The sequence below is a fragment of the Streptomyces sp. NPDC090127 genome (assembly GCF_044746945.1).
Classification (GTDB): domain Bacteria; phylum Actinomycetota; class Actinomycetes; order Streptomycetales; family Streptomycetaceae; genus Streptomyces.
The window spans coordinates 439,603-466,245 of record NZ_JBIVDE010000002.1 but is presented as its reverse complement, the minus strand read 5'-3'; the positions used below and the strand labels follow the sequence as shown (position 1 = coordinate 466,245).

Here is a 26,643-nt window from a genome sequence, read left to right as displayed (position 1 = left end):
CCGCGCCCCTGCCCCCGCGCGCGTCCCGGTGCGCGCCCCCGCCCGTCTCCGTGTCCGTGTCCGGGTCCCCGGCCTTGCCCTCGTCGCCGTCGCCGTCGTCGTCGTCGCCGTCGCCGTCGCCATCCCCGCCCCCGCCGTCGCCCGCGGCCGTGCGCCCGCCGCCGGAGTCCCGTAGCGCCGTCCACACCGACCAGACGACCGACACCAGCGGCACCGCCACCACCGCCCCCACCACCCCCGCGGCGATCGCCCCCGCGATCACCGAGATCGCCACCACCAGCGGGTGCAGCCGCACCGCCCAGCTCATGACGAGCGGGTGCAGCAGGTGTCCCTCGATCTGACCGATGATCACGATGAGGCCGACCACGATCGCCGCCACCCAGGGACCCTGCGACGCCAGGGCCACGACGGCGGCGACCGCCAGCGCGATCGGCGAGCCGATCAGCGGCACGAACGCGGCGACGAACTCCAGGAGCGCCAGCGGGACCGCGAGCGGCACCCCGAGCAGCCACAGGGCGAGCCCCACGAGGATCGCGTTCACCGCCGCGACCAGGACGATCCCGTGGGTGTAGCCGGTGAACGTGCTCCAGGCCGCCCGGCCGCCGACGTCCATCCGGTCGCGCACGCCCCTCGGCAGCTGCTCCCGCAGCCATGTCCACTGCCGGTCTCCCGAGTGGATGAAGAACACCGAGCAGAACAGCGCGAGGGCCAGCGTCGTGAGCACCTCCACCAGCCGGTGCGCCCCGCTCACCGCCTCGCTGACCAGGGCCGACCGGTGGCTCGACAGGAACTGGCCGATCCTGCTCTGCACATCGGAGAGCGCCTCCGGGTTCAGCCGGAACGGCGGCCGCTCCAGCCAGTCCTCGATCCGGCCGATGCCGTCCCGGAACTCCCGTACCAGCGTCGTCCGCTCGCCGTCCACCGCCTCACCGACCAGCGCCAGGACGCCCAGGACCAGCGCGAGGCTGCCGAGGAGGGTGAGGGCGACCGCCGGCGGGCGGGGCAGCCCCCGGGCGACCACGTCGGCCACCGGACGCAGCAGCGCGGTGATCACCAGACCGAGGAAGACGGCCACCCCGATCTCGTGGAAGCGCCCGAGCAGGGCGAACAGGCTGTACACCAGCGCGCCGACGACGAGCAGACGCCAGGCGTAGGCGGCGGCGGTACGGAGGAACGGGATCACCGACGGCGGTGTGCCAGGCTGCATGTCCGACGACGTACCACCACGGGCCCGGCGGGCCACGCGCACGGCCCGGTATTCGGCCGACCGGCCGCAGGACGGGCGCGTACGGGGTGAACCGCGCCCCCGCGCCGGTGTCGGCGACCGGCGGTCCCGCGACGCCGGTGACCATCGGGAGGTGGGTGTCGTCCTGCCGGTCCTCTTCGCCGTGTGCGCCGCGTTCAGCAACGCGCTCGCCACGGTGCTGCAGCGCCGTGCCGCGCTCACCGTCCGTCAGACCGACTCCTTCCGGCCCGGTCTGATCCTCGATCTGCTGCGGCGCCCGCTCTGGATCGCCGGCATCCTCGCCGTGATCGTCGCCGGAGTCGGGCAGGCGGCGGCCCTGGCGACCGGCCCGCTGGCGCTGGTACAGCCGCTCTTCGTGCTGGAGCTGCCCCTCGCGCTGCTGATCGCCTCCCTGATGACACGGGAGCGGTTGCCGACGGCGCAGTGGGGGGCGGTGGCGGCGGTCGTGGTCGGCCTCGGAGTGGCGCTGATGGCCGCCTCGCCCGACGGGAACCGCACGCACGTGGCGCTCGACCGCTGGATCCCGGCGCTCGTGGTCGCCGCCGCCGTGGTCGTGGCCCTGACGGCGGCCGGGCTGCGCAGGCCGCCCGGCCGCGCCCGCGCCGGATGCCTCGGCGCCGCGACCGCGATCTGTTACGCCCTGACCGCGGGCCTGATGAAGACGTCCATGCACATCCTGGACGACGGTGGCCTGACCGCCTTCCTGACCGCCTGGCAGACGTACGCCTTCGGTGCGGCCGGGATCGCGGCGCTCCTGCTGCTGGAGCACGCCATGCAGGGCGGGCCGCTGGTCGCCTCGCAGCCCGCGCTCACGCTGGGCGACGCCACGGCGAGCCTGATGCTGGGCATCCTGATCTACGAGGAGGACGTACGCGTGGGCTGGTGGCTGGTGCCGGAGGTGCTGGGGGTCGGACTGGTCGTGGTCGGGGTGCTCGCCCTGTCCCGGGCGGAGGGAGCCCCATGACCCGCGCGACCGCGCCGTCCTCCGCGACCGACTCCCGCCGCCGGCACCTGGGCTACCTCGCCGCGGCCGTCGTCTTCGCCATCGGCATGGCCGGTACGACGCTGCCCACGCCGCTCTACGGTCTCTACCGCGAGGAGCTGGGCTTCTCCGAGCTGATGGTGACCGTCATCTTCGCCAGCTACGCCGTCGGCGTCATCGCCACCCTCCTCCTCGTCGGCAACCACTCCGACCGGGTGGGGCGCCGCCCCGTCCTGTGGGCGGCGCTGGCCCTGGCCGCCGGCAGCGCGCTCTGCTTCCTCTTCGAGGGCGGACTGCCGCTGCTGTTCGCCGGCCGCCTGCTGTCGGGCTTCTCGGCCGGGCTGCTGAGCGGCGCCGGCACGGTCACCGTGCTCGAACTGGCGCGGCCGGAACACACGTCCCGCGCGGGCTTCGCCGCCACCGCCGCCAACATGGGCGGCCTCGGCTGCGGCCCGCTGCTCGCCGGTCTCCTCGCGGAGTACGCCCCGAAGCCGCTGTCGCTGCCGTTCCTCGTCCACCTCGGGCTGGTCGCCGTCGCCTGCGTCGTCGTGCTGTTCCTGCCGGAGACCGTCGAGCATCCGCGGCTCCTGACCCGGCCGAGCCCGCCGGGCCTCTACGTACCGCCGGAGGTCCGCGGCGTCTTCGCGCCCTCGGCGCTCGCCGCGTTCGCGGGATTCGCACTCCTCGGCCTGTTCACCGCCGTGGCGCCGAGCTTCGTCGCGCAGACCCTGGACATCACCAACCACGCCGTCTCGGGTCTCGTGGTCTTCTCGGTGTTCCTCTCCTCGACCGTGGGCCAGTCGTGGACGGCCCGGATGCCCGGGCGAGTCGCCCTGCCGCTCGGCTGTGGGGTGCTCGTGCTCGGCCTGCTCCTCGTCGGCGCGTCCCTCTGGGCGGAGACGCTGCCGCTCCTGGTGGCCGGCGCGGTCTGCGGCGGGATCGGCCAGGGGCTCGCCTTCCGCGCCGGACTGACCGCCGTCGGCGAAGCGGCCCCGCCCGCGCACCGGGCGGCGACGGTCTCCTCGTTCTTCGTCGTCGCCTACACCGGCATCTCCCTGCCCGTCGTGGGCGTCGGCGCGCTGACGATGTGGCTGGGCCTGGACGCCGCCGGGCTGGTCTTCACCGGCTGCGTGACCCTGCTCGCCGCGACCACCGGCCTCTACCTGGCCCGCGCCGCGGGGGGCCGGGATCAGCGGAGCTGACGGCGGACCAGTTCGTGGAAGAGCCCGGTCGTGTCCGCGAGCAGCTCGGCCGGTGACCCCTCCTGGACGATCCGGCCGTCCGCCATCGCGATCACCCGGTCGGCGTCCATGATCGTGGACAGCCGGTGGGCGATCACCACCCGGGTCGCGTTCAGGGCCCGGGTGGACTCGATCACCACCCGCTGCGCCTCGTTGTCGAGCGCGCTCGTGGCCTCGTCGAAGAAGAGGATCCGGGGCCTGCGGATCAACGCCTGGGCGATCATCAGGCGCTGCCGCTGCCCGCCCGAGATCGTGCCGCCGCCGTCGGACAGCATCGTGTGCATCCCCATCGGCATGGCCTTGATGTCCTCGGCCAGGCCCGCCATCGCGGCCGCCGCCCAGGCGTCTTCGAGCGGGAAGGTCTCCGCCCCGCAGATGCAGTCGAGGATCGTGCCGGAGAACGGCTGGGCGTTCTGCAGCACCACACCGCACTGCCGGCGCACCGCCGCCTGGTCGAGCGCCGCCAGGTCCTGCCCGTCGTAGCGGACACTCCCGGACGACGGCCGGTCGAAGCCGATGAGCAGCCGCAGCAGCGTCGACTTGCCGCAGCCGCTGGCCCCGACGACCGCGACGAAATCGCCCGCACGGACCCGGAAGTCGACCCCGTCGAGGACCAGAGGGCCGTCGTCGGTGTACCGGAAGGAGAGGTTCTCGGCCTCGATCGCCCCGCTCAGCTCACCCGGCTGCGCGCTGGAGCCCCGTACCTCCGGCGTCTCCCGGAACACCGGCCTGACCTGCTCGAACATCGGCTGGACGGCGGCGGCCGACAGGAGCGCGCCGGTCAGCTGGGTGACCGACGACAGCAGCATGGTCACGGCGGTGCTGAAGGTGAGGAACTCACTGGCGGACATCGACCCCCGCGCCGGTCCGGCGAGGAGCATGAACATCACGAGCGTGCACAGCGGCAGACAGACCGCGCCGAGCACCGTGAGGACGTTCGTGATCCGGCCGACCCGCCGCTGCAGCTCCCGGGTCCGGGCGAACTCGCCCGCCCAGGCGGCGTACGCGAAGCTCTCGGCGGCCGCGACCCGCAGCTTGGGGAGCCCGCGCAGGGTCTGGAACGCCTGGTTGTTGAGCTTGTTGCCGAGTCGGATCAACTGCCGCTGATACCGCAGCTGCCACAGTCCCAGGCTCAGGAACACCACCGCGACGACCACCAGCATGGCGAGCGCCGTCAGCGCCAGGGGCACGCTGTACACCAGCAGCAGGACCAGGTTCATCGCGCCGACCGTGCCGGCCTGCACGATCACCGGGCCGATGCCGGAGAGCACCCGGCGGATGGCGCTGATGCCCATGGCCGCACTGGCCAGCTCCCCGGTGGAGCGGCCCGCGAAGAACCGGGTCGGCAGCCGGAGCAGCCGGTCCCAGACGGCGGGTTGGAGGGTGGCCTCGATCCGGCCCTCGAGACGCAGGATGGAGACGTTCTGCAGCAGCATGAAGGAGGCCGCGACGACGCTGGTCGCGAGGATCGCCAGCGCCGTCTGCACGATGAGCCCGGTCTCGCCCCGGGGCACGTACGCGCCGAGCACCTTGCCGGTCGCGATGGGCACCAGCGCGCCCAGGCCGACCGCCACCAGACCGGAGAGCAGCAGCGTGCGCAGCTCCGCGCGCGTGCCGCGCACGCTGAAGCGGAGCAGGGGCAGCAGGCCCAACGGCCGGTCGGGCAGCGGGCGGTAGAACATGACGGCGCGCGGCGCGACGGTGGCCGCGGTGGCCTTCCCGATGCGCTCGCGCGCGCCGGTGGCGGGGTCGACGGCCTCGTACCGGCCGCGCCGCCACACCAGCGCGACCGGGGCGTCGTCCGCCTCGCGCCGGCCCACCAACGGCCCGCTGTGCTCCCGCCACCAGCGGCCGTCCAGCCGGACGACCCGGGTACGGATCCGGGAGGCGAGCGCGACGCGTTCGACGGGGTCGAGGCGTCCGGGCAGAGCGCTCGCCTCCGCCGCCCCGGCGAGCGTGATCCGGGCCTCCGTGGCGACCAGTCGGCACACGGCGTACGTCGCGTCGTCGCTCGCCCGCCCCCGGGCGCCCCGGCCGGACGCGCCCGAGCCGCCCGACGGTCCGATGGAGGCGACGAGCGCCTGGTCCGCCCGGGTGCGGGCGTCCAGGCCGGCCGCGATCCCGGCCGCCGTCCGGTCCTCGTGGGCGCGCTCCAGCTCCTCGATCCAGCCGTCCAGGGCGTACAGCAGCCGGTACTGCTGGTCGACCATCCCCTGCCACATCGCCGTGTCGACGAGGAGCGTGCCGGCCGCGTCGTCCCCGTACCCCTCGTACGCGGCCCCGTACCGCACGCTTCCGGGGGCGATCCGCATCCACAGGACGTCGTCGTCCGCCGCGCCGGGGTCGCCGCCCGCGCCACCGTCCAACGGCGCCTGGTACAGCACCCGCAGGCCCCGTCCGATGCCGAGGGCGAAGGCGTGTTCCAGGGGGCTCGGCTGCGGTTCGACGGCGCCGTAGGGCTCCGGGTCGGCGTACCACTGGCCCTCGTACCACTGCCCGCCGTACGCCGGCAGCTCCCGCAGCTCCACGCGGCGCAGCAGGCAACCCGCCAGGGGCCGCCCGACCAGCGTGTGTCCGGGGCCCTCCACCGGTCCGAGGAGCAGGGTGCCCGCCTCCAGGCGGCCCAGGAAGTGCCAGGGGCCGAGCCGGGCGGCGTCCACGGCGAAGAGGTCCACGGCGCCGTCGACGACCAGCCACAGCACGTGCGGGCCTTCGAGCGGGACGCTGCTCAGGCCGGCGCAGTCGACCACCGTGCCGAGCCCGCCGAGGGCCGCGACGACGGGATCCACCGCGGGGTCCGTGAGGACGGCGGGCTGGTGAGGGAAGGTCACCTCAGTGCTCCTTGACGAGTTCGGCGTACGCGCCCCCGGCGGCGACCAGCTGGGCGTGCCGCCCGCGCTCCACGACCGTGCCCCGGTCGAGCACCAGGATCTCGTCGCTGTCGCGCACCGTGCTCAGCCGGTGCGCGATGACCACGCAGGCACAGCCGCGGCGCCGCAGGTTGTCGATGATGACCTGCTCGGTCGCCGCGTCCAGGGCGCTGGTCACCTCGTCGAGGACCATCACGCTGGGGCGGCGCACCAGCGCCCGGGCGATCTCCAGGCGCTGGCGCTGCCCGCCGGAGAAGTTGCGGCCGTCCTGCTCCACGCGGCTGTGGATGGAGCCGGGCCGCCGGGCGACCACGTCGTAGACGGCCGCGTCCTCCAGGGCGGCGACGACGGCCTCGTCCGGGACGGAGGGGTCCCAGAGCGCGATGTTGTCGCGGACGGTCCCCTCGAAGAGGAAGACGTCCTGGTCGACGAAGGAGACGGAGGCGGCGAGCGCGCCGCGCGGGATGTCCTCCAGACGCATGCCGTCGATCCGGATCGCCCCCTCCCACGGGGCGTACAGGCCCGAGATCAGCCGGGAGACGGTCGACTTGCCGCTGCCGGAACCGCCCACGAGGGCGACCTGCTGTCCGGGGCCCACGGCGAGCGAGAAGCCCTTCAGGAGCGGGGGGTCCAGCGGGCTGTAGCCGAAGGTGACGCCGTCCAGCTCCACATGGCCCTTGAGCCGGCGGGTCCTGGCGGGTGGCTCGCGCCGGGTGTACACCGGGTCGACGGGGAAGTTCTCGACGTCCCTGAGACGCGCCACGTCGGCCGCGAAGTCCTGGATCCGGCCGGCCACGCCGTTGAGGCGGGTGATCGGTGCGGTGAAGCTTGTCACCAGTGCCTGGAAGGCGACGAGCAGACCGACGGTGAGGTGGCCCTCCACCGCCCGCAGGCCGCCGATCATCAGGATCAGCCCGCTGTTGAGCGCGGCCAGCGTGGGCGCGACGACCGCGAGCCAGGCGCTGGGCACACCGAGCCGCTGCTGGACGTCGAGGGTGGTCGCGTGCTGCCCGGCCCAGCGGCGGAAGAAGCCGTTCTCGCCGCCGGTCGCCTTCATCGTCTCGATGAGCTGGAGCCCGCTGTACGCGGTGTTGGTCAGCCGGGCGCTCTCGGCCCGCAGCTTCTGCGTGCCGGTGGCCCGCAGGTGGATCACGATCCGCATGGCCACCACGTTGAGCAGCGCGATCGACACGCCGACGACGGTGAGCTGGGGGTCGTACGTCCACAGCAGCACGGCGTAGAGCAGCACCACGACGGCGTCCACGCCCGCGGCGGCCAGGTCGCGGGCGAGGGTCTCGGCGACCGCGTCGTTGGACTGCAGGCGCTGGACCAGGTCGGCCGGATTGCGCTGGGCGTAGAAGGTCAGCGGGAGTCTGAGCAGGTGCCGAAGGAAGCGGGCGCTGCCCAGGGTGGAGGTGATGATCCGGCCCCGCAGCAGATTGGCCTGTTGGAGCGCGGTGAGCGTGGCGGTGAGGACGAGCGTGGTGGCCATCGCGGCGAAGAGCACGCCGAGCAGCGAGGTCTGGTTCCCGATGAGGAACATGTCGATGTACGTACGGCTCAGCGCGGGCACCCAGGCGCCGACGACCACCAGCAGGAGGCTGGAGACGACGGCGGCGGCCATGGTGCCGGACGTGCCGCGCAGCCGGGCCGGCAGACCGCCCATGACGCCGGGCTTGCGCCCGCCGCGCCGGAATCCGGGGCCGGGCTCGAAGGTGAGCACGATCCCGGTGAAGCTCGTGTCGAACTCCTCCATGGGGACGAACCGGCGCCCCTTGCCCGGGTCGTTGATCCACACGCCCCTGCGGCCGAAGCGGCGCCCCATGCCGTCGTAGACGACGTAGTGGTTGAACTCCCAGAACAGCACGGCCGGGGCGGCCACGTCGGCGAGGGCGGCCAGGTCCATCTGCATGCCCTTGGCCTGCAGACCGTAACCGCGCGCCGCCTTCAGCAGGTTGCTCGCCCGGGAGCCGTCGCGCGAGACGCCGCAGGCGATGCGCAGCTCCTCCAGCGCGACGAAGCGGCCGTAGTGACCGAGCACCATCGCCAGGGCGGCCGCGCCGCACTCGACGGCCTCCATCTGGAGCACGGTGGGCGTCCGCACGGTCCGGGTGCCGCGCCCGGTGGGAACGGGCGCCCGACGGCGCCGGGCGGGCGGGAGCCGGCGCGCCGAGGCGCGGGCCCCGGACCTGGCCGCGGAGCGGGACCGCGCCCGGCCCTGCGGGGACTCCGGCGGCGCGCTCACGGCAGCAGCCAGTCGACGGGCCGCTGGGCGGCGAGGCGGACCGAGCCCGTGACGGGCGTACCGGACTCGATCGTGTGCGGTGGGCCGTCCGCGGAGGACCAGGCGTAGCCGGAGGCGGTCGCGGCGGAGCGGTCGAGGGCGACCAGGACCGCGACCGGGTTGCCCTGACCGGAGAGCTGCGCGGCGAGCCCGCTGTCGCCGAGGAAGGAGGCGATCTGGGCCCGGGTCTGGGGGGTGCGGCTCACCGCCTTGACCGTGCCCCGCAGTACGCCGAAGCGGTCACGCGGGACGGACTGGACGCCGAGGTCGACCGAGGCGCCCACCCGGACCGTGGCGGCGCTCTCGCCCGGGAGATAGAGGACGGCGAGCAGCGGGGCCTCCTGGTCGGTCACGCGCTCCACCGTCGCCACGTCCGCCCCGGTGGTGACGACCTGTCCCATCCGGGCGAAGAGCGTGGTCACCCGGCCGCCGGCCACCGCGCGCACGGGCCGGTCGCCCTGGTCCGTACGGACGGTCAGCACCGGGGCGCCGGGGGAGACGGGCCGGCCCTCCTCGACGAGGACCTCGGTGATCTGACCGGCGACCGGGCTCTGCAGGAGGTAGCTGCCCTCGGCGTGGGTGAGGACGCCGGGCGCGCTCAGCTTGGTCGCCACGGTGCCGGTGAGGGCCCAGTAGCCGGCGACGGCCATGACGACGACCGTGACGGCCAGCACCAGACGCCCCTGCGGGCGCGCGAATCGCACGGGCACGTCGAGCTCTTCGGGCGATTGCAGCTTGGAAAGCGCCTTCTGGCGGAACTGCACGGACTATTCCCTCGACTGCATTCGGACGGGGCGGGAACGGGGGCGCCCACAAACCCCGGAACGGGGAAGGTTCCGGGGTTTGTGGGCGGTATTCGGCTCAGAGGCCGGCGAGACCGGTGATGCCGGAGGCGTTCACCGAGACGCCGGTGAGGCCCTGGGCCAGGCCGGGAACGCCGGAGGCGATGGCCTCGACGCCCTGGACCGTCTGGAGCGAACCGACGGTGCCGAGCAGGCCCGTGACGTCGCTGGTCGCGGCGCCGGCGAGACCGCCGGAGACGGAGACGAGACCGCCGGACACGGCGTCCAGGTCGGCGTCGGAGATCTCCACGGTCTCAAGGTCGTGACGCATGATGCGCACCTTTCATTCGGTGGGTGGGGGGGGAATCCGTTTCTGCGGCCGCAGCGGGCCGATCAAAGCACGCGAACGGGTGGCCGTACCAATTCAGTTGACGCCGCCACGTGAACGGTTGTGTCTCTGCGGAAACGACCGTGCAGTCAATTTCACCGAACGCCGACATCTTCTCCGCAGGATCGAGTAACACATTCCGGGACTCCGGAGCGGGCGGGGAACCTAACGGACAGATCCGTGCCGACCGGACGGCCCGCGCACGGCCCGGGTCGAGGAACGGTGAAGGCGGCCGACCGCAACACACGCACGTTGTGCAGGTTTTCGGCAGCTGCCGGGGGGTGAACGCCTGCACAATGCGGGGATGACCGAAGAAGACCCGTACCTGTGGCTCGAAGACGTCGAGGGCGAGGCCGCGCTGGCGTGGGTGGCCGAGCGGAACGCCGAGACCGCGGCCGAACTGGCCGCCGACGACGGCTTCGCCGCCCTCAAGGAGCGGCTGCGGGAGGCCCTGGACGCCTCGGACCGCATTCCGTACACCACCCGGCGCGGTGCCTTCCTCTACAACTTCTGGCGCGACGCCGAGCATGTGCGCGGCCTGTGGCGGCGCACCACACTGGAGCGGTACCGCAAGGACGACCCCGAGTGGGAGGTCCTCCTCGACGTCGACGCGCTCGCTGCCGCCGAGGGCGAGAAGTGGGTGTGGGCCGGAGCCCGGGTGCGCCGCCCGGAGGACGACCTCGCGCTGGTGTGCCTCTCGCGCGACGGCGGGGACGCCATGGAGGTCCGCGAGTTCGACCTCGCCGCCCGCGCCTTCGTCGAGGGCGGCTTCCGGGTGCCGGAGGCGAAGACGCGGATCGGGTGGATCGACGCCGACACCGTCTTCGTCGGCACGGACCTCGGGCCGGGCTCACTTACCGACTCCGGCTATCCCCGCACGGTCCGCAGATGGCGCCGGGGCACCCCCCTGGAGAGCGCCGACGTGGTCTTCGAGGCCGGGCAGGGGGACGTGTCGGCCTGGGGACTGCGCGACACCACCCCCGGTTTCGAGCGGGACTTCGTCGGCCGCGCACGCGACTTCTACCGCAGCGAGACCTACCTCCTGACCGCCGACGACGGCCTGGTGAGGATCGACGTCCCGGACGACGCCCGGGCGTACGCCCACCGACGGCATCTGATCGTCACCCTGAAGTCCGACTGGCTCGGGCAGCGGGCCGGCTCCCTGCTCGCCTTCGACTTCGACGCCTTCCTGGCGGGCGACCGCACCCCGCAGGTGCTCTTCACCCCCGACGAGCGGACCGCGCTCGCCGGGCACTCGTGGACCCGCCACCACCTCCTCCTGGAGACGATGCGCGACGTCAGCACCCGCATCGAGATCCTCACCCCCGCCCCGGCGGGCGGCGCCTGGGCGCGCCGGCCCCTCACCGACGTACCGCCGCTGTCCGCCGTCACCGTCGTGGACACCGACCCCGACGTCTCCGACGAGTACTTCCTGGACGTCTCCGGGTTCCTCCAGCCCTCCACGCTCCACCGGGGACAGATCGGCGGCGACACCGAGATCCTCAAGCAGGCCCCCGCGCGCTTCGACGCGACCGGCCTCGCGGTGGAGCAGTTCTTCGCCCTCTCCCCGGACGGCACACGGGTGCCGTACTTCGTCATCGGCCCCGACCGCGCACGCCGTGACGGCCCCGGCCCCACGCTCCTCTACGGCTACGGCGGCTTCGAGGTCTCCCTCACCCCCGGCTACGGATCGGTGCGCGGCCGTGCCTGGCTGGAGCGGGGCGGCACCTACGTGCTCGCGAACATCCGGGGCGGCGGGGAGTACGGACCCGACTGGCACCAGGCCGCTCTGGGGGCGAACCGGCCGCGCGCCTTCGAGGACTTCGCCGCCGTCGCCGAGGACCTCGTCGCCCGCGGCATCACCACCCCGGCGATGCTCGGAGCCGCCGGAGGCAGCAACGGCGGCCTCCTCATGGGCGCGATGCTCACCCGTCGCCCCGAGCTGTTCGGCGCGATCGTCGCGCAGGTGCCGCTGCTCGACATGACCCGCTTCCACCGGCTCCTCGCGGGCGCGTCCTGGATCGCCGAGTACGGCGACCCGGACGACGAGGCCGACCTGCCCCACCTCCGCGCGCTCTCCCCCTACCACCGGCTCGCCGCGGACCGCGCCTACCCGCCGGTCCTGCTGATGACCTCCACCCGCGACGACCGCGTCCACCCCGGCCACGCCCGCAAGACGGCCGCACGGCTGCGCGAGCTCGGCCACCGGGTGCTGCTCCACGAGAACACCGGCGGCGGCCACGCGGGCGCCAGCGACAACGAACAGGCCGCGCACAACAGCGCCCTGATGCACACGTTCCTGTGGCAGCGGCTCACGAGAGGTGAAGAAACCGCGAACGACCTGTGAGAATTCCCGCCCCACATAGCGCGTCGGGAGGAGTTTGCGTCGTGGAACGGGGGCGAGGAGTGCCTTTATGGAAACCCGCCCCCGGGGTATGGTCGAGCCCATTCGCACACCCGTGCCCTTGTCGCGAGCGGCGTATGGCAGCAGCTTCGAACGGCCGGGGTGTGATTGCCAGGAATTCCGAAAGGGAGAGGGAAATCGGGGCACACTCGGACCCCACGAGCGAAGACCGACCGAAAGACGTTCGAGGCGAGGCAAACCGATGGATGGTCCGACCCACACGTCGGCCGACAACGAGAGCTCAGGCGACACGGGCAGCAACGGCGGCTGGTTCGCACGGAGCCCCGGCGGCACGCCGGGCCGCACGGCCCCCGAACCGCCCCAGGACACGTCGGACGCCGCACTGCTGCGCCGGACGCTCGCAGAGATCGAGCCGATCGCCGACACCGTCACCGGGTACTTCTACGCTCTGCTCTTCCTCAAGCACCCGGACCTGCGCGCCCTGTTCCCGGCCGCGATGGACACCCAGCGCGACCGCCTCTTCACCGCGCTGCTCACGGCCGCGACCCACGTGGACGACACGGACACGCTGACCGCGTACCTCTCCCGGCTCGGCCGTGGCCACCGGAAGTACGGCACCCGGCCCGAGCACTATCCGGCGGTCGGCGAGTGCCTCATCGGCGCCCTCTCCCACTACGCCCCACGCACCTGGGGACCACGGACCGAAGCGGCCTGGGTCGCCGCCTACACCGCGATCTCCCAGATCATGATCGACGCGGCGGCCGAGGACGAAGTGCGCGCCCCCGCCTGGTGGCAGGCGGAGGTGGTCGCCCACGAGATGCGCACCTCGGACGTCGCCGTCGTGACGGTCAGACCCGACCAGCCCTACCCCTTCCTCGCCGGGCAGTACACCGCCCTGGAGACCCCCTGGTGGCCGCGCGTCTGGCGGCACTACTCCTTCGCCTCCGCGCCGCGCTCCGACGGGCTGCTCTCCTTCCACGTCAAGGCCGTCCCGGCGGGCTGGGTCTCCAACGCCCTCGTGCACCGGGCCCGTCCGGGGCACGTGATCCGCCTGGGGGCGCCCACGGGATCGATGACCGTGGACCACACCACCGACAACGGCCTGCTCTGCCTCGGCGGCGGCACCGGCATCGCGCCCATCAAGGCCCTCGTCGAGGACGTGGCCCAGCACGGCCGACGGCGCGCCGTCCAGGTCTTCTACGGGGCGAGACGGGACCACGACCTCTACGACATCGACACCATGCTCCGGCTGCAGCAGTCCCACCCGTGGCTCTCGGTCCGCCCGGTCGTGGACCACGGCCTCGAAGGGCAGCTGTGCGGCACGCTCCCCGACGCCGTCAGCCAGTACGGCCCCTGGCACACCTTCGACGCCTATCTCTCGGGCCCGCCCGGCATGATCCGGAGCGGCCTCGACACCCTGGTCGGGATCGGTATCCCCACCCACCGCATACGGCACGACTCCATCGAGGAACTGGTCGGGGCACGGAATTGAGCACCTTCGAACACACCGGGTACCGGCAGCCGACGCCGGCCCGCACCGTACGCCCCGGCAGCGACGGCGAGCACCAGGTCCAACGACGCATGGGGACCACCGACCGCGCCGACAAGTTCTACGACGAGCAGGTCCTCGACCGGCTCAACCCGCGCATGCGGGAGTTCGTGGCCCGCCAGGAGATGTTCTTCCTGGCCACCGCCGACCGGCACGGCGAGTGCGACAACACCTTCCGGGCAGGACCGCCCGGCTTCCTGCACGTCCTGGACGACCGGACCCTCGCCTACCCGGAGTACCGCGGCAACGGCGTCCATGCCAGCCTCGGCAACATCGAGGAGAACGCCCACGTCGGCATCCTCATGATGGACTTCCTGCGGGACCGCATCGGCCTCCACGTCAACGGCCGGGCCCGGATCGTCCCGGACGACGCCATGCGCCGCGTCCACGCCGAGCTCCCCGGCGACCCCGTCCCGGGCCGCCGCGCCCAGGCGTGGGTGGAGGTCACCGTCGAGGAGGCGTACATCCACTGCGCCAAGCACATCCCGCACCTGCGGAAGGTGGACCGGAGCGGCCCCGGGCGGGCGTGGGGGACGGACGACGTACGGCGCAAGGGCGGTGACTTCTTCGGCGCCGCCGCCGACGCGCAGGACCGGGGCCCGTACGTGCCTCCGCCGCGCGCGGACGCGCAGACCTGGCGGGCGGAGGCGGAGAAGGCCCTGGAGCGGGCCGCGCCGCGCACGGCGGACGCCGGGGCCGAGGAGCGGGAGTTCCACGGCTGGTTCCACAGAAACGTGACGGCCTGACGGTCGCCGGCTGGGGGCTCGCCGGCGGGAACCCTCGACGGCTCGACGGCTCGACGGCTCGACGGCTCGACGGCTCGACGGCTGGGGGGCTCGTCGGCTCGAACCCTCGACGGCTCAAGTGCTCGACGGCTGGGCGCTCGACAGCTCGACCGCTCGGCGGCTCGCGGGGCCGGGGGCGCGGACACCCCGCCCCCGGCCCCGCGGGCGGGGTGTCCGCGCCACCCGTTCGGACTCGGGCCCGCCCGCGCCCGCGTGGCGACGGACGCCGGTCGGCTTACGGTGGGCCGATGCGACCTGTTCCACGGTGGGCCCTGGTCTCCTCCGGGTGCGCCCCGCTCCTGCTGGCCGGGGGCTGGGTGACCGCGGCTCGGCTGGAGGGGGCCGCCTACGATCCCGCCACCCAGACGATCAGCGTCCTCGGCGCCTACGGGGCCGAGGGGTTCTGGGTGATGTCCACCGCCCTGCTCGCGCTGGGCGTCTGCCATCTGCTGACCGCCTGGGGCCTGCGCCCCGCCGCCCGCGCCGGACGGGTGGCCCTCGCCCTCGGCGGCGTGGCGGCCTTCGCGGTGGTCCTGCTGCCGGCACCCAGCAGCGGAGGGTCCCTGCGCCACAGCTCGGTCGCCGTGGTCGGCTTCGCCGTCCTCGCTCTGTGGCCCGTGCTGGCCGCCCACCGCCAGGGAGCCGCCCCCTGGGGCCTGCGGCCCGTGCCGGCGTTCCTCGCGACCGCCCTGATGGCCCTCGGCGCGGTCTGGTTCCTGATCGAGATCCACCGCCAGGGCACCCCGGGCGCCGCCGAACGCCTCGTGACCTGGATGCAGTCGGTGTGGCCGTTCGTGGTCGTCGCCTCCTGTCTCCGCTTCTCCGCCGACGAGCGGCCCTGACCTGCCCCTGAACCTTCCCTGACCCGTCCCTGACGTCCGGGGGGAAGACCCGAAGGAGCTCTGAAGGAGCCCTGAACAACGACCCGGCTGCCTCCACCCATCCCTTCCGGGCCCTGCGCGTCCGTAACTTCCGCCTCTTCGCCACCGGGCAGGTCGTCTCCGTCGCCGGCACCTGGATGTCCGTCGTGGCGCAGGACTGGCTGGTCCTGGAGCTGACCGACGACTCCGCGACCGCCCTCGGCACCGTCACCGCGCTGCAGTTCGCCCCGATGCTCCTCCTCACGCTGTACGGCGGCAGGCTCGCCGACCGCTACGACAAACGGGCCCTGCTGACCGGCGCCAACATCGCCTCCGCGCTGCTCGCGTTCCTCCTGGCCACCCTCGTCCTCGGCGGCGCCGCCGGCCTCGCACACCTCTATGTCTTCGCGTGCGCCCTCGGCCTCGTCAACGCGGTCGAGGTACCCACCCGCATGTCCTTCGTCGGCGAACTCGTCGGCCCCGAACTCCTGCCCAACGCGTCGGCGTTGAGCGCCGCCTACGTCAACGTCGCCCGGGTCGCCGGCCCCGCCGTCGCCGGACTCCTCATCACCGCGGTCGGCACCGGCTGGGTCCTGCTGGTCAACGCGGTCAGCTACGCCGCGACCGTCCTCGCGCTGCGGCGGATGCGCACCGAGGAGATCCAGCGCTCCGCCGGGCCGCCCGGCCGCGCCCGGGTCGTCGACGGCCTGCGCCATGTGCGGGGCCGCCCCGATCTGTCGGTGCCGCTCGCCCTGGTCGCGGGGGTGAGCCTGTTCGGGCTGAACTTCCAGCTCACCCTGCCGCTCCTCGCGAAGACCGTGTTCCATGCCGACGCGACCTCCTTCGGCCTGCTGACCACGGCCTTCGCCGCCGGTTCGCTGGCCGCCGCGTTCCTCACCACCGCCCGCAGGTCGCGGCCCTCGGGGCGGCTCGTCACGGGCTCGGCCGTCCTCTTCGCGGTCCTGGAGACGGCGGCCGGGTGGGCACCGGGCTACCCGGCCGCCGTGGTCCTGCTCTTTCTCACCGGCGGCGCCTCGATCTTCTTCGCCCAGGCCGCCAACCACCGCGTCCAGCTCGGCAGCGACCCCCGCTACCGGGGCCGGGTCCTCGCCCTCTACACCCTCATCCTCCAGGGCTCCACGCCCATCGGCGCGTTGATCGTCGGCTCCGTCGGCGCGCAGTGGGGCGCCCGGGCCTGCTTCGTCGTCGGCGGCCTCGCCTCCCTCGCCGCCGCGCTCGCCGCGCTCGCCCACCGCTCCGGCCGCTCGGGCCCCGAGCCCGCGGCGGCCGGCCACGCGGCGACCCCCGAGCGGCCGGCCCGGAACCGGAACATACGGACCTAGGCGGAACCCGCCGTAGGGCTTCAAGGCCACCCCATGGCCCGAGCAGCGGGTCCTCGCCTCTTTCGCGTCCATGCCCGTGCGCCCCGAACCAGGGTCTGCGCCAAGCAAATAATTGCGCAATTCTGATCGGATTTTGCTCCGCTGCTATATCGTGCAGACATGAAGAAGAGGTTGATCGAAGTCGCGGAGTTCGCGGGTGTCAGCGAGGTGACGGCGCGGCGGGTGCTCAGTGGCAACCCTGTGGTGGCGCCGGCGACTCGGGAGCGGGTGCTCAGGGCGCTTGACGTCCTCGGGCTGCCCAGGCCGGCCGCGGAGGAGAAGGGGCGCAGTCCCCTGATCGGCGTGGTGGTGCCCGATCTGCGCAACCCCGTCTTCCCTGCGTTCGCGGAGGCGGTGGCTGGTCGCCTCAACAAGCGGGGCTTGGTGCCCGTCCTTTGCACTCGCACTTCTGATGGGGTGTCCGAGGCCAATTACATCGAGATGCTGCTGGCTCAGAACATCGGCGGGATCATTTTCATCGGGTCCAGCTACGCCGACGCCGGGGCGGAGCAGGGGGCGGCCCTCAAGGCTCGCGAGGTGCCGTTGGTGCTGGTGAATCCGGCCGATGAGAACGTGGACGCGGTACGGATCAGCGCGGACGACGCCGACGCCGTGAAGCAGTCGCTCACGCACCTGAGCGGGATGGGGCACGACCGGATCGGGCTTCTGGTCGGGCCGGTGGGGCATGTGCCGTCCGCCCGGAAGCTCGCGGCCTACGCCGCGTTCTGGAAAGACCGCCAGGTGCCGTCCGAGGACTGGATGCCGCTGGTCGGGCACGCCTTGTTCTCGATGGAGGCGGGAGTCGCCACGGCCGGCGGACTCCTACGGAACGGGGCTACGGCAATTGTTTGCGGAAGCGACGAAATGGCGCTGGGTGCTATTCGCGGAGCCCGCAGAGAAGGTCTGGACGTACCGGGTGATGTCTCCGTCGTCGGGTTCGACGACTCGCCGTTCATGGGGGCGGTCGATCCGCCGCTGACGACATGCCGGCAGCCGGTGACCCGCATGGCCGACGCCGCGGTGGAGGCGCTGGCCATGCGGATGCAGGGGCATCGGGTGGAGCCCGGCGTAACGCTGTTCCAGACGCAGCTGATCGTACGGAACTCGACCGGAAGACCCGGGCGCCGCCTGTGAACAAGATTTTGCGAGCTGTCATTGACTTTTTACGTGATCGACTCCTACCTTCTGCGTGTCAGCTGACGCCCTCCTGGCACGGGACCCGGGAAGCGCGGCGCATCTCAGGAAGGGCCGATCCGTCATGGCAGGTATGCAGAGCCGTCGTGGGCTCATAGCCGCAGGTATCGCCTGCGCTCTCGTCGGGGGGCTGGCCGGTTGCGGCGGCTCCCCGGCCGCGTCCAAGGACGGCGTGGTCACCATCACGGTGAACAACATGCCGCCCAAGACGCAGCCGGTGGACCGCAAGTACTTCGAGGAGGACGTCAAGGCCTTCGAGAAGGAGCACCCGAAGATCAAGATTGATGCCCGTGAAGGGCAGATGGACCCCAAGACGTTCTCCGCCAAGCTCGCCGGCGGACAGCTCGAGGACGTCTACTACGTCTACTTCACCGATCCCGCGGGTCTCATCGCGCGCCGTCAGGGCGCGGAGATCACCGAGTACGTCAAGGACATGCCGTACTACGACGACATCAAGGCCGACTACCTCAAGGTCTTCACCGGCCCTGACGGCGGCCTGTACGGCTTGCCGAACGGACAGTACTCCCTCGGTCTGGTCTACAACCGTGACCTGTTCAAGAAGGCCGGCCTCGACCCCGACAAGCCGCCGGCCACCTGGGAAGACGTCCGCGCGGCCGCGAAGAGGATCAGCGACCTGGGCGACGGCACGGTCGGCTACGCCGACTACAGCAAGAACAACCAAGGCGGCTGGCACTTCACTTCGTGGGTCTACTCCCTGGGTGGGGACATCGCGGTCAAGGGCGGCAAGGGCTGGAAGGCGTCCTTCAACGGCCCAGAGGGCCGCAAGGCCCTGCAGATGCTCCACGACATGCGCTGGACCGACGACTCCATGGGAACGCGCCAGCTCCTGCAGATCGAGGACGCCCAGAAGATGATGGGCGCCGGCAAGCTGGGTATGTACATGGCCGGCCCCGACAACATCCCGACCATCGTCAAGCAGTTCGAGCGCAAGTACGAGGAGTTCGGTGTCGCCGCGATGCCGGGCACGGCGACCCTCGGCGGCGGGAACGGCTTCATGTTCAACCCCAAGGCGTCCCCGGAGAAGATCAAGGCCGGCATCGAGTGGGTCCAGTGGAAGTACCTCAACCCTGACCGCACCGAGTTCGAGGACAAGCGCGCCTCGGGCAACGACGTGCCGATCGGTCTCCCGCTCGACCGGTTGTTCACCGGCCCGGCCCAGGCCAAGCAGGACGCCGCGCACAGCAAGTACGCCAACGTCCCGCAGAAGAACTACAAGCCCTTCGTCGAGGGCAACGCCAAGATCGCACAGAAGGTCGAGCCGCCGAACGCCCAGCAGATCTACACCGTCCTGGACGGTGTGATGCAGGCCGTCCTGACCGACGAGGACGCCGACCTCGACAAGCTGCTCGCCGATGCCGCCAAGAAGGTCGACGGCATCCTCGCGACGGTCAAGTGACATGGCGGCACCGACCCTCACCCGGACACCGAAGGCCCCTGCGAAGCAGCGGAAGCCCACCACGAGACAACCCCAGAGGCATCGGCGCCGCATCCGCGAGAACCTGACCGCCTACGCGTTCCTCGGCGCCGGGCTGATCTGCTTCGTCCTCTTCTCCTGGTACCCGATCGTCCGGGGCCTGCTCCTCGGCTTCCAGGAAGTCACCTTCTCCCAGCCCGCAACCTGGGTGGGCTGGGAGAACTACCAGCGCCTCTTCGACGACCCGCTGTTCGCCACCGCGTGGAGGAACACCGGCTACTTCACCCTCCTGGCCCTCGCCTTCGGCTTCGCCGCCCCCTTCGTCACCGCGGTGATCCTCAACGAGTTCCGCCACGCCCGCGGATACCTGCGCATGACGGTGTACCTGCCGGTGATGCTGCCGCCGATCGTCACGATGCTGCTGTGGCGCTGGTTCTACGACCCGGGTCCAGGCCTGTTCAACAGCGTCCTCGAGATCCTGCACCTGCCGGCCCAGCAGTGGCTGGAGTCGGAGAACCTCGCCATGGTCTCCCTGGTCCTCGTCTCCACCTGGGCCAACATGGGCACCACCACCCTGATCTACCTCGCGGCCCTGGGATCCATCCCGGGCGAGCTGTACGAGGCGGCCGAACTGGACGGGGCGTCCATCCGCCAGCGGCTGTGGCATGTGACCATCCCGCAGATGCGGATCATCCTCCTGATCACTCTGCTGCTCCAGGTCATCGGCACCATGCAGGTGTTCGTCGAACCGTTCGTCCTCACCGGAGGCGGACCCAACGACGCCACCGTCACGGTCCTGCTGCTGCTGTACCGGTACGCGTTCGTCTACAACGACTTCGGCATGGCCAGCGCCATGAGCACCGTGCTGTTCATCGTCCTGGGCCTGTTCGCCGCGGTGTACCTGCGCCTGACCCGCAGCAAGGACTGAAAGGAAGCACCATGTCCGCCCCTGCGGAACGCACCCTCATCGCACCCGCCGAGATGAACCGCCGCACCGGCCGGTACCTGTACCGCTTCGTGCTCACCCTGACCGTGGTCGGCTTCACCCTCGCGTTCGTCTTCCCGCTCTACTGGATGGCCGGCGGAGCACTCAAATCGTCCGACGAACTGGTCGACCCCGACCCCACCCTGTGGCCGCAGACGTGGCATCCGGAGTCGTACAGCGAGGCATGGACCAACGTCGGCCTGGCCCAGTACTTCCTCAACACCCTGCTGCTGGCCGCCGGAGCCTGGCTCACCCAGCTCGTCGTCGACGTCGCCGCCGCCTATGCCCTGTCCCGGCTGCGCCCGGTCCTGGGCAACGTCGTCCTGGGCATGATGCTGGCCACGCTCATGCTGCCGGTGTCCGCCCTGCTCGTCCCCACCTACCTGACGGTCACCGACGTCCCGCTCCTCCACGTCAACCTGATCAACACGCCCTGGGCGGTCTGGTTGCCGGCCTGCGCGAACGCCTTCAACATCTTCATCCTCAAACGGTTCTTCGACCAGATCCCGGCCGAACTCCTGGAGTCGGCCCGCCTCGACGGCGCCGGTCCCCTGCGGGTCCTCGTCTCCGTCGTGCTCCCCCTCTCGCGCCCGGTGCTCGCCGTCGTGTCGATCTTCGCGGTCGTCGGCGTCTGGAAGGACTTCCTCTGGCCACTGCTGGTCCTGCCCGACCCCGCGCGCCAGCCCATCACCGTCGCCCTCAACCGCCTGGCCGAGTTCATGCCCGCCAACCAGCTCCTCGCGGGCATGGTCATGGCCTCCATCCCGCTGCTGGTCATCTTCCTGGTCTTCCAGAGGCACATCATCGCCGGTCTGACCGCAGGCAGCCTCAAGGGCTGACCCTCGCACCCTGCCAGGTCAGCGCTCCTGGCACGCACACCCGCCCCGACCGGCCGTCGCTCTCCCCGCACGCCCCCTCCGCGCCGGTCATCCCCTCCTGCCGCAAGGCGAGCTGTCACCTGCCGAGCGGCATCCATGACACCGGCGCCCCGCCGGTACCCCCAAGGGCCGAGCCGCCCCTGCACCGGAAGGACACACCGCTGTGTCGATCCACCGCACCCCCCCGCGCCTCAGGAACTCCGCCGCTTCAGCCGCCCTCCTCCTCGCTCTCACCGGCGCCGCCTCATACGGCCTCGCGACCCCGACGCCGGCCCACGCCGCCACCGCCGTCCTGCAGTCCGAAACCTCCGTCCTCGCCGGGGGCGCCAAGGTGGAGAGCGAACACGCCGGGTACACCGGAACCGGTTACGTCGGCGGTTACACCGACGCGAACAAGGGCACGGCGTCCACGTCGCACACCGTCTCCTCCGCTCACGCGGGCACCGGATCGGCAAAGATCCGCTACGCCAACGGCACCGGCTCAGCCAAGACGCTGACCCTGTCCGTCAACGGCGCCGCCTCCCGCCAGGTGACCCTGCCGGCCACCAGCGGCTGGACGGGCTGGGGCACGGTGGACGTGCCGGTCACCTTCGCCCAGGGCGTCAACACGCTCACGCTCGCCTTCACCGCCAACGACAGCGGCAACATCAACCTCGACCACGTCACCGCCACCACCCCCGACGCCCCCGGTTCCACCGACCCCTCCCTGCGAGAGGCGGAGTCCGCCACGCTGACCGGCGGCGCGGTCGTCGAACGTGAGCACGCCGGATACACCGGCACCGGGTACGTCGGCGGTCTCACCGACGGCAACAAGGGCCGTGCCTCCCTGGCCACCAGCGTCTCCTCCACCTATGCCGGCGCCGGCAGCGTCACCATCCGCTACGCCAACGGCACCGGCTCAGCCAAGACGCTGACCCTGACCGCGGGCGGGACCGCCACGCAGGTCACCCTGTCGGCCACCAGCGGCTGGACGGGCTGGAGCACGGTGGACGTGCCGGTCACCTTCGCCCAGGGCGTCAACACGCTCACGCTCGCCTTCACCGCCAACGACAGCGGCAACGTCAACGTCGACCACCTCAAGGCGACCACTCCTACCGGTCCGAGCGACCCGGGCGGCCCGGGGACTCCGGACCCGAGCGGCGTGGGAGCCACGCTCCCGTTCACCACCTACGAGGCGGAAGCCGGCACCGCCAGGGGAGCGGCCGTCGGTCCCGACCGCACCTACCTCACCGTGGCCTCGGAGGCGTCAGGCCGCCAGGCCGTCAAGCTGTCCCAGACCGGTGACTACGTCGAGGTCACGCTGACCAAGCCCGCCAACGCCGTCAACCTGCGCTACTCCCTGCCCGACAGCAGTGACGGCCGGGGTATCGACGCCACCCTCAGCGCCTACGCCGACGGCAAGGCCCTGCCCGACCTCCGGCTGACCTCCCGCTACGCCTGGGTCTACGGCGCGTACCCGTACACCAACAACCCCGGCGAGGGCCAGGGCCACCGCTTCTTCGACGAGACCCGCACCGACTTCGGCCAGACCCTGCCGGCCGGCACCGTCCTGCGTCTGCAGAAGGACGCCGGGGACACCGCCTCCTCCTACACCATCGACCTGATCGAGGCGGAGGAGACCGGAGCGGCCGGCACCCTGCCCAGCGGTTACGTGTCCGCCAGGGATCTCGGCGTCGCGCCGAACGACAACCAGGACGACACCACCGCCCTGAGCACCGCCCTGAACACGGCGAAGAGCCAGGGCAAGGGCCTGTTCCTCCCGGCCGGCACCTACAACATCTCCGACCACGTCAACCTCACCGGCGTGAAGCTGCGCGGCGCGGGAGTGTGGCACACGGTGCTGCGCGGCACCGGCCTCAAGGGCGGCCTGTTCGGCCGGGGCGGCACCAGCATCGTCGAGGACCTCATGATCGACGGCCAGAACACCGTCCGCGACGACGCCGGCGGACACGCCGCCATCGAGGGAGACTTCGGCACCGGATCAGTCATCAGGAACATCTGGATCCAGCACACCAAGGTCGGCCTGTGGATCTCCGGCCCGACCACCGGTCTCAAGGCGAGCGACCTGCGCATCCGCGACACCTACGCCGACGGTGTCAACCTGCACGGTGCGGTGAGGGACACCACCGTCTCCCACAGCAGCATCCGCGGCACCGGGGACGACGCCCTGGCCATGTGGTCGGACGGAGCGGCGGTGACCGGCAGTGCCTTCCGCAACAACACCGTGCAGCTGCCCACCCTCGCCAACGGCGCCGCCGTCTACGGCGGCAGCGGCAACAGCGTCGAGAACAACCTCATCTCCGACACCGTCGTCGCCGCCGCCGGCATCACCGTCTCCACCCGCTTCGGCGAGCCCTTCAGCGGCACCACCACCGTTTCGGGCAACCTCCTGCGCCGTACCGGCAGCATGGAGGTGAACTGGAACTCCAAGCTCGGCGCCCTGTGGGTCTACGCCGACCGGTACGACATCACCCAGCCCGTCGTCCTGACCGACAACACCGTCGAGGACTCCACCTACAGTGGACTCCTCCTCTCCTGGCAGAAGCAGGTCTCCGACCTGCGCGTGGACGGCCTGACGATCAACAGGACCGGCCACCACGGCATCGAGGGCAACGTCGCCGGCAAGGGCACCTTCTCCGACACCAAGGTCACCGCGACCGCGAGCGCCCCCCTGAACATCACCGGCGGCTTCACCGTCCAGCGCGGGAGCGGCAACTCCGGCTGGTAGGTCCTGACCGACCGCGGGCCCGGCTTGCCTCCCTGACCGGCCGGGCCCGCGGTCCACCCCTCCAAGTCCCGCGGGCCCGGCCCCGGTCCCCGCCGGCCGGGCCCGCGTACTGCTCCACCCCACTCACGAAAGCAGGACCCATGACCCCGCGCACCACCGACTGGTGGCGTCACGCAGCCATCTACCAGGTCTACCCGCGCAGCTTCGCCGACGGCAACGGCGACGGCATCGGCGACCTGGCCGGCGTGCGCTCCAGACTGGACTACCTCCATCAGCTGGGCATCGAGGCCATCTGGTTCTCCCCCTGGTACCTGACCCCGATGGCGGACGCCGGCTACGACGTCACCGACTTCCGCCGGATCGACCCCCGCTTCGGCACCCTCGCCGAAGCCGAGAAACTCATCGGCGAGGCCCACGAGCGCGGCATACGCATCATCATCGACGTCGTTCCCAACCACGTCTCCAACGAACACGCCTGGTTCACCGCCGCCCTGAAGGCCGCTCCCGGCTCACCGGAACGCGACCTGTTCTGGTTCCGTGACGGCCGCGGCGAGAACGGCGAACTGCCCCCCAACGCATGGCAGTCCATCTTCGGCGGCTCCGCCTGGACCCGCGTACCCGACGGCCAGTGGTACCTGCACCTGTTCGCCCCCGAACAGCCCGATCTCAACTGGCGCGACCCCCTCGTGCGCGCCGAGTACGAGGACATCCTGCGGTTCTGGTTCGACCGCGGAGTCGACGGCATCCGCGTCGACTCCGCCGCCATGTGCAGCAAGGACCCCGACCTCCCCGACTACGACCACTCCGTCCTCCCCAGCCCGCACCCCTACGTCGACCTCGACGAGAACCACGACATCTACCGAGGCTGGCGCGCCGTCGCCGACTCCTACAGCGAGCCCCGCGCCCTGATCGGCGAAGTCTGGCTCGCCGATCCCGCCCGCTTCGCCCAGTACCTGCGCGCCGACGAACTCCACTCCGCCTTCAACTTCGACTTCCTCGGCTGCAGCTGGAACGCCGACGCCCTGCGCACGGTCATCGACCAGACGCTCGCCGCACACGCCGGCGTCGACGCCCCCAGCACCTGGGTCCTGTCCAACCACGACGTCACCCGGCACGTCACCCGCTACGGCAGGCCCGACACCAGCACCGCGGCGGGCATCCGCCAGTACAACCCCGTCGTCGACGAGGACCTCGGCCGACGGCGCGCCCGCGCGGCCGCACTGCTCACCATGGCCCTGCCCGGTGCCGTGTACATCTACCAGGGCGAGGAACTCGGCCTCCCGGACGTCGAGGACATCCCCGCCGACCGTCGTGACGACCCCGTCTACCACCGCACCGGAGGGGAAGACCCGGGCCGGGACGGTTGCCGTGTCCCCCTTCCCTGGAACGAGGAGTCGGAGTCGTACGGGTTCAGCCCCGCCGGTGCCACCCGCCCCTGGCTGCCGCAGCCGGCTACCTGGGCGCGGGTGACCATGGCCGCCCAGGACACGGATCCCCGGTCCATGCTCAACCTCTACCGCGAGACTCTTGCGCTTCGCGCAGCAGAGCCCGCCCTGGGGGACGGGCCGATGCAGTGGCTCGACTTCCCGCAAGATGTCCTCGCCTTCACCCGCGGCGACCATTTCACCTGCGTCGTCAACCTCTCTGACGCCCCGGTCCGGATTCCGGACCACCATCGGGTCCTCGTTTCCTCCCAGCCACTGAGGCAGGGACTGCTGCTGTCCGACAGCGCCGTCTGGCTCCGCACCGGCTGACCTATGCACCGGACTTTCGTACATCCAGGTCGCGTGCGGTGCGGGGGTCAGTCGCCCGGTGTCGCGTCCCAGGCCTTCGCGAGCCCCTCCAGCCAGACCGGGGGCAGTTCCACGCGGTCCCACTCCTCCCGGAGCGCGGACGGCGCCGCGACGAGCCGTTCGAGCACGGCGACGCTGCTGGGGGAGTGCAGGAGGGAGTACCGGCCGTGGATGGAGACGTCGCTGCCGGGGCCGTACTCCCCGTACAGGCGGCCGAGCCGTGCGCGCCGCTCCTCGGCGAACTCGTCGAGTCGGCCCGCGTACCCGGCCCGCTCGGCGCTGCTCATCGTGGCCAGGACGGCGACGAGGACGTCGTCCGCCACCTCGGGGTCCAGGTCCGAGACGTGCGTGAACCCGAGGTAGAGCGGGGTCACCGCCACCTTCGCCCGCTCCACGTCCACCCCGCCGACCGGAGGGTGGGCATGCGCCGTGTCGGGGACGGGCACGTCCGGGCCGAGCGCCTCCCGCACCGCGTGGTCGGCCCGCCGGAGCAGCGCGTCACCGGCCGTCCGGGCGCCGTCGAGCCACCCGGAGGCGTAGCGCTGCCCCTGCCCCGGCGGGCCGTCCGCCCCGATCCCCACGACCTCGCCGTACGCCTCCGTGAGAGCGCCCGCCTCGACGAGCGCGAGAAGCTGCCCGGCCTCGTCCGCGGGCACGCCGATGCGCCCGAGGAGTTCGAGGAGGGTCGTCTTCGCGTTCTTCACGTCGGCCGAGTGCAACAGGGTGGCCGGGTGGGCGACGTTCACTTCGTGAGGAGGCGGCTGCTGCTGCGAGTTCATGGTTCCCATGCTGCCTGACGGGACCGTCCGCCCGGTGAACGCCGCCGGACACGGACATGCGCCGGCTCCGCGGAGCGGGAGCCGGAGTCGGAGCCGGCGCACGAGCTTCGGTGTCCC

18 protein-coding genes and 1 pseudogene are annotated in these 26,643 nt (G+C 71.9%); 13 read left to right on the top strand and 6 right to left on the bottom strand.

Annotated elements, in window-relative coordinates; translation table 11 throughout:
* Positions 1-157: 157 nt before the first annotated feature.
* Positions 158-1,207: pseudogene (locus ACIPPS_RS07740) on the bottom strand (AI-2E family transporter); the annotation flags it as partial.
* Between the two features lie 151 nt (positions 1,208-1,358).
* On the opposite strand from ACIPPS_RS07740, the gene ACIPPS_RS07735 reads away from it, so the two are divergent.
* Both ACIPPS_RS07735 and ACIPPS_RS07730 read left to right on the top strand, forming a co-directional pair.
* Complete coding sequence (locus tag ACIPPS_RS07735) at positions 1,359-2,210, top strand: DMT family transporter (protein ID WP_401429520.1); 852 nt, start codon at positions 1,359-1,361, stop codon at positions 2,208-2,210.
* A complete protein-coding gene (locus tag ACIPPS_RS07730; protein WP_401428132.1) occupies positions 2,207-3,430 on the top strand; it encodes an MFS transporter in 1,224 nt (407 codons plus the stop codon). Before ACIPPS_RS07735 ends, ACIPPS_RS07730 begins: the two co-directional genes overlap by 4 nt.
* Here the strand turns inward: ACIPPS_RS07730 and ACIPPS_RS07725 are convergent.
* From ACIPPS_RS07725 to ACIPPS_RS07710, 4 genes are all read right to left on the bottom strand, one after another.
* The gene (locus tag ACIPPS_RS07725) at positions 3,418-6,300 is read right to left on the bottom strand and encodes an NHLP bacteriocin export ABC transporter permease/ATPase subunit (protein WP_401428130.1); all 2,883 of its coding nucleotides are present in this window, start codon (positions 6,298-6,300) and stop codon (positions 3,418-3,420) included. The two genes, ACIPPS_RS07730 and ACIPPS_RS07725, sit on opposite strands and share 13 nt — an antisense overlap.
* A 1-nt stretch (position 6,301) precedes the next feature.
* Positions 6,302-8,584, bottom strand: coding sequence for an NHLP family bacteriocin export ABC transporter peptidase/permease/ATPase subunit (locus tag ACIPPS_RS07720; RefSeq protein ID WP_401428128.1), 2,283 nt, complete (start codon positions 8,582-8,584; stop codon positions 6,302-6,304).
* Entirely contained in the window at positions 8,581-9,387 is an 807-nt protein-coding gene (locus ACIPPS_RS07715) for an HlyD family efflux transporter periplasmic adaptor subunit (RefSeq protein ID WP_401428126.1), read from the bottom strand. Before ACIPPS_RS07715 ends, ACIPPS_RS07720 begins: the two co-directional genes overlap by 4 nt.
* Positions 9,388-9,484: 97 nt before the next feature.
* Complete coding sequence (locus ACIPPS_RS07710; RefSeq protein ID WP_401428124.1) at positions 9,485-9,736, bottom strand: hypothetical protein; 252 nt, start codon at positions 9,734-9,736, stop codon at positions 9,485-9,487.
* Positions 9,737-10,097: 361 nt separating this feature from the next.
* Here ACIPPS_RS07710 and ACIPPS_RS07705 point away from each other — a divergent pair, with 361 nt between their 5' ends.
* From ACIPPS_RS07705 to ACIPPS_RS07655, 11 genes are all read left to right on the top strand, one after another.
* The gene (locus ACIPPS_RS07705; protein WP_401428122.1) at positions 10,098-12,140 is read left to right on the top strand and encodes a prolyl oligopeptidase family protein; all 2,043 of its coding nucleotides are present in this window, start codon (positions 10,098-10,100) and stop codon (positions 12,138-12,140) included.
* A gap of 259 nt (positions 12,141-12,399) precedes the next feature.
* Entirely contained in the window at positions 12,400-13,650 is a 1,251-nt protein-coding gene (locus tag ACIPPS_RS07700) for a globin domain-containing protein (RefSeq protein WP_401428120.1), read from the top strand.
* Positions 13,647-14,453 (top strand): pyridoxamine 5'-phosphate oxidase family protein, encoded by an 807-nt coding sequence (locus tag ACIPPS_RS07695; RefSeq protein WP_401428118.1) that lies wholly within the window; start codon positions 13,647-13,649, stop codon positions 14,451-14,453. The genes ACIPPS_RS07700 and ACIPPS_RS07695 overlap by 4 nt, the downstream gene beginning before the upstream one ends.
* 287 nt (positions 14,454-14,740) lie before the next feature.
* Positions 14,741-15,334 (top strand): DUF998 domain-containing protein, encoded by a 594-nt coding sequence (locus ACIPPS_RS07690; RefSeq protein ID WP_401428116.1) that lies wholly within the window; start codon positions 14,741-14,743, stop codon positions 15,332-15,334.
* A 29-nt stretch (positions 15,335-15,363) separates the two neighbouring features.
* Complete coding sequence (locus ACIPPS_RS07685) at positions 15,364-16,695, top strand: MFS transporter (RefSeq protein ID WP_401429518.1); 1,332 nt, start codon at positions 15,364-15,366, stop codon at positions 16,693-16,695.
* 159 nt (positions 16,696-16,854) lie between these two features.
* Positions 16,855-17,868: a LacI family DNA-binding transcriptional regulator gene (locus tag ACIPPS_RS07680; RefSeq protein WP_401428114.1), complete on the top strand. Its 1,014-nt coding sequence runs from the start codon at positions 16,855-16,857 to the stop codon at positions 17,866-17,868.
* Positions 17,869-18,100: 232 nt separating this feature from the next.
* Positions 18,101-19,345, top strand: coding sequence for an extracellular solute-binding protein (locus ACIPPS_RS07675; protein ID WP_401429516.1), 1,245 nt, complete (start codon positions 18,101-18,103; stop codon positions 19,343-19,345).
* Position 19,346: 1 nt separating this feature from the next.
* Positions 19,347-20,291: a carbohydrate ABC transporter permease gene (locus ACIPPS_RS07670; RefSeq protein WP_401428112.1), complete on the top strand. Its 945-nt coding sequence runs from the start codon at positions 19,347-19,349 to the stop codon at positions 20,289-20,291.
* Between the two features lie 11 nt (positions 20,292-20,302).
* Positions 20,303-21,187: a carbohydrate ABC transporter permease gene (locus ACIPPS_RS07665; RefSeq protein ID WP_401428110.1), complete on the top strand. Its 885-nt coding sequence runs from the start codon at positions 20,303-20,305 to the stop codon at positions 21,185-21,187.
* A gap of 202 nt (positions 21,188-21,389) precedes the next feature.
* Positions 21,390-23,954: a carbohydrate-binding protein gene (locus tag ACIPPS_RS07660; RefSeq protein WP_401428108.1), complete on the top strand. Its 2,565-nt coding sequence runs from the start codon at positions 21,390-21,392 to the stop codon at positions 23,952-23,954.
* Positions 23,955-24,094: 140 nt separating this feature from the next.
* Positions 24,095-25,708 carry an alpha-amylase family glycosyl hydrolase gene (locus tag ACIPPS_RS07655; protein ID WP_401428106.1) on the top strand — a complete coding sequence of 538 codons (1,614 nt, stop codon included), beginning with the start codon at positions 24,095-24,097 and terminating at the stop codon, positions 25,706-25,708.
* Between the two features lie 47 nt (positions 25,709-25,755).
* Here ACIPPS_RS07655 and ACIPPS_RS07650 read toward each other — a convergent pair whose 3' ends face one another.
* On the bottom strand, positions 25,756-26,526 hold the full coding sequence (locus ACIPPS_RS07650) for a hypothetical protein (protein WP_401428104.1): 771 nt from the start codon (positions 26,524-26,526) through the stop codon (positions 25,756-25,758).
* Positions 26,527-26,643 lie beyond the last annotated feature (117 nt).